General features: G+C 52.4%; 13 protein-coding genes. 4 read left to right on the top strand and 9 right to left on the bottom strand.

Going from position 1 to position 12,664, the window contains the following annotated elements:
* Positions 1–103: 103 nt before the first annotated feature.
* Positions 104–388, bottom strand: a complete 285-nt coding sequence (locus tag J3P35_RS02760; RefSeq protein ID WP_210462811.1) for a heavy metal-binding domain-containing protein — start codon at positions 386–388, stop codon at positions 104–106.
* 328 nt (positions 389–716) lie between these two features.
* On the bottom strand, positions 717–1,106 hold the full coding sequence (locus J3P35_RS02755) for a hypothetical protein (RefSeq protein ID WP_210462809.1): 390 nt from the start codon (positions 1,104–1,106) through the stop codon (positions 717–719).
* Between the two features lie 610 nt (positions 1,107–1,716).
* Here J3P35_RS02755 and J3P35_RS02750 point away from each other — a divergent pair.
* The 4 genes from J3P35_RS02750 (at position 1,717) to J3P35_RS02735 (ending at position 6,931) form a co-directional block, all read left to right on the top strand.
* The gene (locus tag J3P35_RS02750; protein ID WP_210462807.1) at positions 1,717–3,483 is read left to right on the top strand and encodes an APC family permease; all 1,767 of its coding nucleotides are present in this window, start codon (positions 1,717–1,719) and stop codon (positions 3,481–3,483) included.
* Between the two features lie 204 nt (positions 3,484–3,687).
* On the top strand, positions 3,688–5,217 hold the full coding sequence (locus tag J3P35_RS02745) for a PD40 domain-containing protein (protein WP_210462805.1): 1,530 nt from the start codon (positions 3,688–3,690) through the stop codon (positions 5,215–5,217).
* Positions 5,218–5,482: 265 nt separating this feature from the next.
* A complete protein-coding gene (locus J3P35_RS02740; RefSeq protein ID WP_210462803.1) occupies positions 5,483–5,689 on the top strand; it encodes a hypothetical protein in 207 nt (68 codons plus the stop codon).
* Between the two features lie 75 nt (positions 5,690–5,764).
* Entirely contained in the window at positions 5,765–6,931 is a 1,167-nt protein-coding gene (locus J3P35_RS02735) for a hypothetical protein (RefSeq protein WP_210462801.1), read from the top strand.
* Positions 6,932–7,478: 547 nt separating this feature from the next.
* Here J3P35_RS02735 and coaE read toward each other — a convergent pair.
* The 7 genes from coaE to nusB form a co-directional block, all read right to left on the bottom strand.
* Positions 7,479–8,075 carry a dephospho-CoA kinase gene (gene coaE, locus J3P35_RS02730; protein ID WP_210462799.1) on the bottom strand — a complete coding sequence of 199 codons (597 nt, stop codon included), beginning with the start codon at positions 8,073–8,075 and terminating at the stop codon, positions 7,479–7,481.
* 3 nt (positions 8,076–8,078) lie between these two features.
* Entirely contained in the window at positions 8,079–9,059 is a 981-nt protein-coding gene (locus tag J3P35_RS02725) for a YbbR-like domain-containing protein (protein WP_210462797.1), read from the bottom strand.
* An 8-nt stretch (positions 9,060–9,067) separates the two neighbouring features.
* Positions 9,068–9,403 carry a preprotein translocase subunit YajC gene (yajC, locus tag J3P35_RS02720; RefSeq protein ID WP_210462795.1) on the bottom strand — a complete coding sequence of 112 codons (336 nt, stop codon included), beginning with the start codon at positions 9,401–9,403 and terminating at the stop codon, positions 9,068–9,070.
* 15 nt (positions 9,404–9,418) lie between these two features.
* Entirely contained in the window at positions 9,419–9,964 is a 546-nt protein-coding gene (locus J3P35_RS02715) for a DUF1573 domain-containing protein (protein ID WP_210462793.1), read from the bottom strand.
* Positions 9,965–9,995: 31 nt separating this feature from the next.
* Positions 9,996–10,994 (bottom strand): isocitrate/isopropylmalate dehydrogenase family protein, encoded by a 999-nt coding sequence (locus tag J3P35_RS02710; protein WP_210462791.1) that lies wholly within the window; start codon positions 10,992–10,994, stop codon positions 9,996–9,998.
* Between the two features lie 10 nt (positions 10,995–11,004).
* Positions 11,005–11,310 (bottom strand): YtxH domain-containing protein, encoded by a 306-nt coding sequence (locus tag J3P35_RS02705; RefSeq protein WP_062543282.1) that lies wholly within the window; start codon positions 11,308–11,310, stop codon positions 11,005–11,007.
* Positions 11,311–11,441: 131 nt separating this feature from the next.
* Positions 11,442–12,581 carry a transcription antitermination factor NusB gene (nusB, locus tag J3P35_RS02700; protein ID WP_246849916.1) on the bottom strand — a complete coding sequence of 380 codons (1,140 nt, stop codon included), beginning with the start codon at positions 12,579–12,581 and terminating at the stop codon, positions 11,442–11,444.
* Positions 12,582–12,664 lie beyond the last annotated feature (83 nt).

Here is a 12,664-nt window from a genome sequence, read left to right as displayed (position 1 = left end):
ACCCTGGGGCGTTCTGAGCCTGTTTTGATGGAAACAGGCCCAAAACAACCGGGCAGGTCTGGAGCTTGGGAAGCCACTGGCGCCTGAGACAGGATATTAAAACTTAGTGTTGATCGCCTTCGTGGTGCTGCTGGGCAGCCGCGGCCGAGTCAAGCTTCTGGCCGGGTTTTACTTCTTCCAGGAACATGCCGCACTTAGGGCATTTGCCTTTCTCCTGACTCACCACCTCGGGGTGCATGGGGCAGGTGTAACTCACGCCCGCTACCTGGGCTTCTGTGGTGGTGGTAGTTCCTTCGGCGGCTTTCTGCTCCGTTCCGGAACCGTTGCAGGCAGTGAATACAGTCAGGCCGAAGAAGGCCAACGCGATGTTGATTTTGAGAGATTTCATAAATAGATTGGTTTGGACTAGGGAAAAACGAACAGGTTGCCTCACGGAAACACGCGTTCCGGCAAGGCGCTTGAAAGACAATCTCCAGGGCATAGCAGCGCTAAAGCCGAAGAAAGGAAGAGCAGGAAAATGGAATAAGCGGATACTGTAAAATCAGGTTAAGGCAAGCCCTGGCTTAAGCCCTAGGCGCACTGAAAGAAAACAGCGTCAGATACCCGCAGCCATAGCTAAAAGCCAGTTGCACAGGTCATCAAAACAGAACTGATTTTACAGAACAGAAGATAGCCACAATGCGAATAGCGGCCGCTTCTGAAAAAAGAGAGGAAAACTAGATAAGGAAACTTTGGTGCAGAATACCGATATCACGCCCCGAGATAGGCGGCGGCAAGGTTACCCGTGGAAGGGTCTCCAATAAAACCGGCCTGATGCTTTGGGCAAAGCTAGGGTAAGTGGCCGGCTTGGCTACTGCCTTCACCACCTGCTGGGCAGAAAGGCTGAAGTTACTAGTGGAAGCTACGCTCCGCTGCATCACGCAGGTGGCGTCATTGCAGGGGGCTTGCTTTTCTTTGGCTTTTTTGCTGCAGCAGCAACCAGAATCCATGGAGAGGCTTAGCGCTACACCATCTTTCTTGCCAGCGCAACGCATAGGATCCACACGGAAGCCGAAGGAGCCTATCAAGAGGGCTACTACTAAGCTGAGGTGAATAAATCTGTGCATTGCCTTCATGGGGCTTGAGGTTCAACTGTTTACTGCCTTAACGCGCTCTGTGGGCCAGAGTTGTGCAAGACCTGTATTATTACCTGCAAAAGTAAAGACATCACCGGAACTGCTGTTATACAATTTTATTCGGTTGTTACATAAATCAGACAACTGTTCCTGAGAAACCGGACATTCTTTTGCCATTAAATATAGACAAATAAAGATATTGCTTCTATTCAGTCATATCCTTTCACAGAAATTTATATTGGCCAAAGGCCGAAAGCTGTTTAGGGGCTGTTTTTCCTGAATCAGGCCTTTTCTGAGGGAAGGTGCTCTGAGCCTACTTTCATCCTCGTCACAGTCCTTGCCGCACCAGAAAAATCCTTACTTCAACCAGTCCTATAAACACCCGTATAGCATCCGCTGATCTGTCTGATTTTATAGAGAAACGGGGTGAATCACAATTCAGCAATTTTGATATCTTCGTCTCAGACTTCCCTCGTATAGGGGTTGGGTTGAAGATGTGCTTACCAAACTTTTACCTTTTTAGCTTACAGGGGTGCTGAAAAGCCTCGGTTAGCCAGGGTTCATAAGCTGCCACGTGGCAGACTTATTACAAAAAAGACGGATGAAAAAAGACCTTACAAACTCAATCTCGCCCACGCACGCGCCCAAACTAAAAGAGTTGGCGGCCACTGCCATCTGCGGGAACGATATTACCTCCTCCTGCCTGTATGTATCGGCGCTGGCCATCATCTACTCGGGCCAGTACGCCTGGATTGCACTGCTGCTGGTGGGTGGGGTACTGTATCTGTTCCGGAGCATCTATGGCGAGGTGGTGGGTGCCCTCCCCCTCAACGGTGGAGCCTACAACGCACTGCTGAACACCACCAGCAAAAGCACAGCCTCCATGGCAGCCTGCCTTACCCTGCTGTCTTACATGGCCACTGCGGTGATCTCGGCCAGCGAGGCCATGCACTACGTGCACCACCTCTGGGAAGGGCTTCCCATTATCTATGCCACCATTGGCTTGCTGGCCTTTTTCATGGGCCTGACCATTATGGGGATTGGGGAGTCTTCCATAGTGGCTATCATCATCTTCATTACCCACATGTGTACGCTCACCCTGCTGGTGCTGATAGGATTCTACTATCTGTTCAACCATGGGTTTGATACGCTGGCCCTGAACTACAGCCAACCTTTGCAGGGAAGCATCTGGCGGGCCCTTTTCTACGGGTTTGCGGCGGCCATGCTGGGAATCTCCGGCTTTGAGAGCTCGGCCAACTTTGTGGAGGAGCAGGCCCCGGGCGTGTTCGCCAAGACCTTGCGCAACATGTGGCTGGCAGTGACCATCTTCAACCCCCTTACCGCTTTCCTGGCTATCGCCATTATTCCGATGGCCCAGGTAGCCGAACATCAGACCGCTTTGCTTGCTTATTTGGGGGAAATTTCGGGCGGCCATTGGCTCTCCATCCTGGTCTCCATCAACGCGGCCATGGTACTGAGTGGGGCGGTACTCACATCTTATGTGGGCGTGACCGGCCTGGTGCACCGCATGACGCTGGACCGCTGCCTGCCCCAATTCCTGCTGACCACAAACAAAAGAGGCTCGGCGTACCTCATCATGATCAGCTTCTTTCTGCTATGCGTTTCCATCCTGTTGATTACCCGCGGAGACATTGCGGCACTGGCGGGCGTGTACACCATCTCGTTCCTGTCTGTGATGACCCTGTTTGGGGTGGGCAATATTCTGCTTAAGATGCGCCGGAACCGGCTGCCGCGGCCGGTGCGGGCGCGTGGCGTGGTGGTCTTTGTCGCTATCTTGGCCGTGGTAGCGGCCTTGGTGGGAAATGCCCTGCTAAACCCAGCCTACGTGTGGGTTTTCCTCAAGTATTTCATTCCTACAGTTTCGGTGGTGTTCATCATGCTGTTCCGGATCAGGCTGCTCCGTCTGTTTGCGTACCTGCTGCAGCAGATAGAGAAGCCGCTGGCCAAGATCCTTCCCTTCACCTCGTACACCACCATGCGCCTGATCACCACCATCCGGTCACAGGAGTTCGTCTTCTTCACCCGCGGCGATAACATTGCCAACATCAACCAGGTGATGCGCTACATTGTGGAGAACGAGCAAACCAGCCGTATCAAAATTGTGAACGTGCTGAGAGAAGGCGAGGCTCCGCCTAAGAAACTGATGCACGAGGTAGAAGTCCTGGACCGGGCCTATCCGGAACTGGAGGTTGATTTCATCGTTATCAGGGGACACTTCGGGCCCGATCTAATCCAGGAACTGTCTTCCAAGTGGAAGATCCCGAAAAACTTCATGTTCATTGGCTCGCCCGGTGACCGCTTCGTTTACGGTTTGCAGGAACTGGGCGGCGTGCGGCTGGTGATCTGACAACGATCAGCTGCTTTAGGCCTGTTTTCCTGAAAACCGCCTAGAAACAAGTAACCTTAGAAAGCCCGGGCTGCCATGGAGCAGTCCGGGCTTTTTGCCTTCTTTTCTGAAAAGGCCCCTAAAACGATTGCTGCGCCTTGATTTTCAGGAAAATACCCTATCTTATTGGGTAAACAGATCATCACTGACCTAACCTGGCCCAATATGAAAAAGAATTCCTGCGGTTTGCTTCTCTTTTGCACGGTTTTGCTTGCCCTCATCAGTCTGCCTGCCTTCTCGCAGCAGAAACCAATTGGGGTGTTTGACGGCAGCAAAGACATTGGCAGCGTGCTGAAACCCGGCACCGCCACGTACAACCCCAAAACCCAGGAGTACGAAGTCGCCGGATCGGGTTACAACATCTGGTTTGACAAAGACGAGTTTCATTACCTCTACAAGCGCATGTCCGGCGATTTCATCCTGTACACCCGCGCCAGGTTCGTGGGCCAAGGTGTGGACCCGCACCGGAAAGTAGGTTGGATGGTGCGCAAAGACCTGGACGGAAACTCGGCCCACATCAACGCGGTGGTGCACGGCGATGGCCTGACTTCCCTGCAATACCGCAAAGCCAAAGGAGACAGCACCCAGGAAATCAAATCAAGTTTGACCGGTGCCGACGTGATCCAACTGGAGCGCAAAGGCAATACCTTCACCATGCGCGTGGCTAAATTCGGGCAGCCGTTTGTGACCGAGCAGGTGTCCAATCTGAACCTGGGCCAGGATGTGTACGTGGGTTTGTTTGTGGGCTCACATAACAAAGACGTGCTGGAGAAAGGCATTTTCAGGGATGTGCGCCTTACCGTACCCGCCCCGGATAACCTGGTGCAGTACCGCCAGTACCTGGGCAGCCACCTGGAGATCCTTGATGTGGCCACCGGCAACCGCGAGATCATCCACACCTCGCCCAAATCACTGCAGGCCCCCAACTGGACACCTAATGGCAAAACCCTCATCTATAACAGCGATGGCCTCATGTACACCTTTGACCTGGCCACCCGCAAGCCCAAACTGCTGAATACCGGCCCGGTCAAGAACAACAACAATGACCATGTGCTGTCCTTCGGGGGTAAGATGCTGGGCCTGAGCAGCGGCGTGGAGGAGCTGGGCGGCTCCATCATCTACACCGTTCCGGTCACCGGTGGTACCCCCAAACAGATCACGCCCCGAGGCCCCTCCTACCTGCACGGCTGGTCGCCGGACAACAAGACGCTGACCTTCACCGCCGAGCGCAACGGCGAGTACGACATCTACACCATCCCATCCGCCGGCGGAAAAGAAACGCGCCTGACCACCGCCAAAGGCCTGGACGATGGCCCTGAATACTCCCCGGACGGCAAATACATCTATTTCAACTCCACCCGCACCGGCACCATGCAGATCTGGCGCATGAAACCCGATGGCACCGCCCAGGAACCCGTTACCAAAGGCGACTTCCATGACTGGTTTCCGCACATATCGCCTGATGGCAAGTGGCTGGTGTTTGTGTCTTTCCTCAAAGAAGAAGTGCAGTCCGGGGATCATCCGTTCTACAAACATGTGTACCTGCGCCTGATGCCCATAGCCGGTGGAGAGCCTAAGGTCATAGCCTATGTATATGGTGGGCAAGGCACCATCAACACTCCCTCCTGGTCCCCGGACAGCAAGAAAGTCGCCTTCATCAGCAATTCAGATATGGGTTCTGCGGCTGTAAAATGAAATGAGGGTAAAAGTGAAAATACAGGCGCTAAACGGCGTATCTTTTTCACTATTTCCTTTGCCTATCTCCTGCTCAGCCAAAGCAAAAGCCTTCCTAAACAGGAAGGCTTTTGCTTTTATTGGCCCATAAATCATTTTATTTCAATAAGTTCTGTGGCCATACCAAACTAGCGTCTTTTTTTTTCGTTGTATGAAGTAGCCATTGAGGAGGTTTCACACCTTGTAAAACAATGGTTAATGATAACCACCGATTGAAGAAGTCGTTATGGAAGAAGATACCCACATCTTGCTGAGACAAGGTTGGCGCTGGAGCCTGAAACCCGTTTACTTCATGGGTTTCAATATCTCATGGTTGGTGATGGAAGAGGTATTCATCAGTCCGTTTGACCATCAGAAATATCCTTTTACAGAGGCCATGCACCTGGCCCGGTTCTACCAGGCTTGGCTGAACTTCCAGAGAAAACTGAGCTGACAAAAGAGAGAACGGCTTTGCATGGTGCTTCTGGGGCAATTGCATACTTTTGCCTTTCCTAGCCCCCTTCTGGATATGCAGTTACTTGAAGTTACCAACGCTTCCACCGTCAAAGCCTTTTTAGACCTTCCTTCCTCCATTTATCAAGACCATCCCAACTGGATCCGTCCGCTGGACAAGGACATTGAGCAGGTATTTGATCCTAAACAAAACCCCAACTTCAGGAACGGAACTGCCATCCGGTGGATTCTGCGGAACAGCCAGGGACAAACCATTGGGCGGGTGGCGGCCTTCGTGAACAACAAAACCAAGAACGCTTCTGAGTACGTGACCGGGGGCATGGGCTTTTTTGAGTGCATCAATGACCAGTCGGCCGCCAATATCCTGTTTGGCACCTGCCAGAAATGGTTGGCTGCACAAGGCATGGAAGCAATGGATGGGCCTATCAACTTCGGGGAGCGTGACCGGTGGTGGGGCCTGCTGGTGCAGGGGTTCACGGAGCCCAACTACGGCATGTTCTACCATCCGCCATACTATCAGCAACTGTTTGAGGCCTACGGTTTCCAGGTGTATTTCAAGCAGTACACCTACTACATGGATACCCACGCGCGCTTCGGGGAGAAGGTGTACCAACGGGCCGCCGCGCTGGACGCAACACCGGGGTACAGTTTCGGGCATCCTTCTAAAAACAACCTGGAAAAACTGGCGCAGGACTTTCTGGAAGTCTACAACAAAGCCTGGGCCGGGCACTCGGGTATCAATGAGATGACGCTGGAGAAAGCCCTGAAGATGGTGAAAAGCATGAAACCTGTGATGGTGGAGCAGATCATCAACTTCGTGTATTTTGAGGGGAAACCCATCGCGTTTTTCATCATGCTGCCCGAGCTGAACCAGATTTTCAAGCACCTGAACGGCAAGTTCAATTTACCCGCCAAACTCAAGTTCCTCTACCACCGCTGGCGCTACAACAAACGCAATGACAAGAAAGTCTTTGGGGTAATTTTTGGCGTAGTGCCTGAGTTCCAGTCCAAAGGCGTTGATTCTTACATGATTGTGCATGCCCAGGGACCGTTGAACGACTATGGCGCCCGTGAGATTGAGATGAACTGGGTAGGTGATTTCAACCCGAAGATGATGCTGGTGACCCGGGGTCTGGGCGCCCGCATTTACAAAACGCACGTCACGTACCGCAAGATCTTTGATCCTTCCAAGCCTTTCACCCGGTATCCTATTATCAAATAAGTACTTTCTGTTTAGGGGATGTTTTGGAAAAAGAGGCCGTAAAATGGGATGGTGGCTTGCCCTTATTTCTGCACTCGTAATTCGCTTGTGCTAGCGTGGGGCCGCTGATTGCGTGAGTTCAATCACTTTATTGTTGCATCGCTAAGCTCCGTGCGCTCACGGCCGCGAGGCCCCGCCTTCCGGTCTCGCGCTGCGCCAGCTTCCTTTGCTCCTTTCAGTCGCAATGCCTTCGGCACCGGAATCTGCCAAGGCGCTCAACCGAAAGGCTGGAATTGGGAATGCGCTAGCAGGAACGCCTCAGACCTCGCAGCGTCCGGAGGTCCTGCGAGCGTCTTCTATTTATGACATGGTTCAAGTCTGTGACTTGGACCCAAAATGATCGGCAGTTTGCAACTGCCGTGAGGCGCCAGCCTCAAGTTCATATTGTGTCTGTTCAACTGTTTCTCTGAGGCTCGGCCTATTGCAGAAGGTTCTTCTTTGAGAGGGAGATAAGAGGAGCTACCCTTCCTATTCCTGCCCTATTTTCTTGAAAACAGGCCTGAAACGTCTACTTGGCTAGTTGCAGGAAGCGCTCGTGCAGTTGAACTACCTGGGGCAGCACCAGGCGGGTGTCATCATTGTAGAGGACAAACTGGGCGCGGCTCACCCTTTCTTCTTCTGAGAGTTGTTTGGCGATGATGGCTTCCACTTCGGTGGTGTTGCGGTGGGTGTCGCGTTGGAGGGTGCGGGCCAGTCGCAGGGATAGTGGTGCTGATACGGTGAGCACGTGGTCTACCTGGGTGTAAGCGTTGGACTCAAACATGAGGGCTGCTTCTTTGAGAATGTAAGGAGCCCGTGTCTGTTGCTCTAACCAGGAGTAAAAGTCTTTGCGCACCTGCGGATGCACCAATCCGTTCAGTTTAGCCAGTTCGGCGGCATTATGGAAAACCTTTTGGCTGAGGTAGGGTCGGTTCAGGTTCTGCTGGGCGTCAAAGGTCTCTGGCCCGAAGGTAGCGATGAGCTGTTCGCGCAGTTCCGGATCATGGTTCATGACCCACTTTGCGCGGGTGTCAGAATCATAGACCGGCACGCCCAGCAACTGAAAACATCGGCAGACAATGCTTTTGCCTGAGCCAATACCACCGGTGATGCCTATCTTCAGCATGGTTTACTGCGGGGTTAAGGATATTTTCACCCTTCCCGGCATAACGGTTACCTGTCTGGTATTGGGCGCTTTCTGCAGCACGGTGGGTACAATGGTGGAATCTTCGGGGTTGAACTTCTTGAAATCAAGGGCTACCTGGAACTGCTCTGGCTGAACCAACTCCCGGTGGCGAGGCAGATAGGAATAGTGCAGAACCAAGGGCCCGTTTACCAACCGCAGCTGATGGCCCGCCGGGAAATTTTGCAAAACAGGCTGTATGGTAATTTCTTTACGCTCCAAGGATACCACGTTAAAGTGCACCTCGGCCTCACTTACATCGGCCTTCACCAGGGAAGTGAAGTCATGGGTAACCGGCACCTCGCCTTTATACGGACCCGTCAGGTTCTGCACCGGCAGGGCCATAAGGAAAGGATTGGGGAATTGTTTCAGGATCAGTTCCGGTCCGGTGAAGGTCACGGAGTCTGGGAGGATTTTGGCCGGACCTACAAACGCGTGGCCGGCGGCTACCTTTATCTGGGTGGTGTCAATGGCCAGCGGGAACTTGCGGGTGACTAATCGGTCAAAATCAAAGCTGATGGTGTCTGTCACCACAAAGTTGAGGCTCAGACCGTCCAGCACGTTGGCAATGGCCGGGCGAAGGGCCTGGCCGGGTAAGCGCTTTAACTGGGGCAGCCCTCTAATAGTGAGTTGCGCCGGCCTTACATTAAAGAGCAGGTTCTTGCGGAGCAGTTTCCATCCCTTGCCGGTCACGTTAATCATCACCTCCTCGGGTAATGGTTTCACCGGCACCAGTTGCCTGGGGTTGTATTTGAACAGGATGGGATAAGAGACCTGGGTGGTATAGCTCTTGTTGAGCGCATTAAGCAGCCAGAAAGTAGAGGCCGTAAAAAAACAAAGCAACACCACCCTCCAGTACTGTTTCTGCTTGGGCGAGAATGGCCTCAGTAACCAGAGGAGGGCGTGCTTTGTCTTGTTAAATGGCAAGGTGGCTCTTAGGTGTTAGGGGTATCGGCGGTGGTGTTGGCATTCACCCGGCTAGTGGCTTCCACCGCAATCGCTACTTTGTCAAACTTAAGTTTAATGCCTTTGTCTACTTCAATCCAGACGGTGTCATCGTCTATGCTAAGCAAGCGGCCGTGCAGACCGCCAATGGTTACTACGTTCATCCCACGCTTCAGCTCCTCGCGGAATTTCTTCTGGTCTTTGGCTTTTTTCTGCTGCGGGCGCACCATGAAAAAGTAGAACACCAGAATAATCAACCCGATGAACAGGAAGTTGGAATAAAGGTTTGCCCCCTCAGGGGAGGCTTGCAATAATACAGTTAACATAAGGATGTTCTAAGATTACATGCGAACAGGTCCGTCTGCTCCTGCTTGTGGCACTGTGCCAGTGATGTTGGTTTTAATGCTTACCTGGTTGATCTGCGGATCAGTGTTGGCTGTGATGGTGATTTGCTTTGACTGCTGACCAGATTTTCCGGTTGGGTCAAATACCACTTTGATTTGACCGGTTCCACCTGGGGCAATTGGCTCATGCGGCCACTCTGGAACGGTACAGCCGCAGGTAGCGGAGGCGTTCTCAATGATCAAAGGTGCTTTACCGGTGTTGGTGAAGGTGAAGGTATGCTCTACTTTCTTATCGGCCTTGATGTCACCAAAGTCAAATTCGGTTTCCTTGAACGTCATGACTGGCTTAGGGGCATTAGGGTTCACCGCCTCCTGGCCCGTTACGTTGGGGTTAGTGGCGGGGTCATTGGCGGCAACGGCAGCGCTGCCTTCAGACGCGTTCTGCTCAGTGGCAGTGGCGGTCTCTTCTGTTGCTTTTTTCTCGCAGCTAGAGGTCCAAAGGCCACCGGCTAGGAGCAACGCGATCACAAATTGCTTTTTCATATTATTTAGCCTGATTTAAGTACAGGACAAGTTACAAATTAGAAATGATATGCTGCGCAAATTCTGAGGTAGAGGCAGTTCCGCCTAAATCACGAGTGCAGCAGCTTTTATCTAGTAGGGTAATCTCCAAGGCATTGTCAATGCGGTCTGCGTGCTCATGCAAGCCCATGTGCTGCAACATCATCAAACCTGAACGCAACAGAGCGGTTGGGTTGGCAAGGCCTTGACCAGCAATGTCAGGGGCAGAGCCGTGCACAGCTTCAAAGATGGCCATATCGTCACCGATGTTGGCACCAGATACCACGCCCAATCCGCCTACCAGACCGGCGCACAAATCAGACAAGATATCCCCGAAGAGGTTGGTGGTCACGATCACTTCAAACTGCTCTGGCTTGCTCACCAGCTGCATGCACATGTTGTCAATGATTTTCTCATCCCACTGCACCTCAGGAAACTCCTTAGACACGTTGGCCGCAGCCTCCAGAATCAACCTTCCCGCAGATTTCAGGATGTTGGCTTTGTGGGCAACGGTTACTTTGGGGCGATTGTGCTTAGCGGCGTACTGGAATGCGGCGCGCACGATTTTGTGGCAGCCTTCCACGGTTACGCGGGCGATGGAATCAGAGATACCCAGGCGCTCATCGTACATCTCCAGACCGGAGTAAAGGCCCTCGGTGTTCTCTCTGAACAGCACCAGGTCTACGTTCTCAAAGCGGGTTTTCACGCCAGCCGTGGTTTTGGCGGGGCGCACGTTGGAATATAAGTCGAATTTCTGGCGCAGCTGCACGTTGATGCTCTTGAACCCTTTGCCCACCGGGGTGGTGATAGGGCCCTTCAAGGCGATTCTGTTACGCTCCAGGGAGTCAATAAGGGATTGCGGGATGAGCTCGCCTTTGGCATCAAAGGTAGTTTGGCCAGCGTTTTCTTCTTCCCAGGTAATGGGCACTTCTGCGGCTGCAAAGATCGCCTTTACGGCTTCTGTGATCTCAGGACCTATCCCGTCGCCGGGAATAAGGGTAACGGTTGTCATGGGCAGGGGCTTATATTTCCTTTTTACTGTTTATTTCGTTGATGAGGGAGTCCACGTCCAGCAGAAGGCGCTCGGCTTTGTCACGGGCGTCTTTGATCACGCGCTGCCCTTCGGTTTTGGCGGCAGAACCTTGTTCTTCTCTTCCGGCAATGAGGTCATTGGAAAGCTCCAACAGCCTGGCGCGGTATTTCTCTAATTGAAAACTCAGTTTGTCACGGGTTTCACGGCCTTTTTCCGGCGCAAACAGGATACCTAATACCGCCCCTGTGGCGATACCGGAGGAAAAGGCAAGGATAGCATTGGTTTTTTTGCCCATAGTTTAGGTAGTGTTATAGTAGGTTGTATCTGGGAGCCGCGCCGCGTTTAGGGCTTGTTTTAAGAAAAACAGCACCCAAACGCCGCACTCAAAGCTCATTTATATTCCTTACGAACGAAAACCGGCCGAGATTATTTGTTATCCAGCAATCCTCTGCCCGATTTCCGGATGGCACCGCTGGAAAGCAGGTCCTGCGAGAGCTTGTCCAGCACCCCGTTGATGAACTGCTTGCTTTTAGGCGTGCTGTAAACCTTGGAGATGTCAATGTACTCGTTAATAGTCACTTTCACGGGGATGCTCAGGAAAATGTGCATCTCGCAAAGTGCCATTTTGAGGATGATCTTGTCTAGCTGGGCTACGCGCTCCACATCCCAGTTTTGCACGCTCTCAGAGATCATGGCCTCGTATTTCTCGTCGTTTTTCAGGGTCTCGTTGTAGAGGTCCTCAAAAAACGCTTTGTCATCTTCCCAGCTGGCAGACAAATCCAGCAGCGGCAGGTTCTCATCGGTGTCCTCCTCCAGCATCTTGATGGATTTGTTCACCAGATTCTTCACCACCGATTTGTTCTCAACCCAGTTCAGGTCTTTTTCCTCAAATAGGGTCTGCAGGTTCTCGTCCTTAAAGATAACGTTTTTGAAGATATGTTTGAGCAAATCGTGGTCCTGCTCATAGGTAGGCTCCTGAATCTGCAGATAGGCCAGCACTTCCTCGTCAGACTTGAGGTTGTTGCGGTAGATCTTCTGGATAACCTCCATCTCACCGGCCCAGCTCAGGTTTCTCCGGATCACGCGCTGCTCCAGGAATTTGTTGGCCAACAGTTTCTGCAGGGCTTTGTTATCCAGGAGTTTGCGCAGGTTCACGTCTTTGCGCTCAGTGAAGCGGGTGGCCGCTTTCTGCTCCTCGCCTTCAATGAGGTTCACCAATTCCTGGCCCACCAGCAGGGTAAGCAGGTAGCGGTCATAGATTTCCTCAGCAGCGGTGAGCATCTGGTTCCCGAAATACTTGAGGTCTTTGCGCAGGGTGTTCTGGTAGAAGTTGACGGCCGCCTGGGCAGCATCCAGAATTTCACGGTCTTTCTCCTCGGTGTCAAACTTCTTGGTCTCGTACCATTCTTTGAACAGCAGGCTGGCGATCTGCTTCTGCCCTTCCAGTTTTCTACGGTCCTGGACCTCAATGGCCATCAGGTCGGGGGCAAATCTATCCGCAATCAAGTCCAGGGCCAACTGGTAGTCAGACCCTTCTGCCTGCACATAGGCGTAAATAGCTTGCATGGCTTTGATTCGGAGTATTCTGCGGTTGAGCATGATAATAAGGAAAGAACGTGGTGAACGTGAAAATTACGGTAAAAGTTGGC

This window comes from Rufibacter roseolus (assembly GCF_017916365.1).
GTDB classification, from domain to species: Bacteria; Bacteroidota; Bacteroidia; order Cytophagales; family Hymenobacteraceae; genus Nibribacter; species Nibribacter roseolus.
This window is presented reverse-complemented; position numbering and strand designations above follow the sequence as displayed.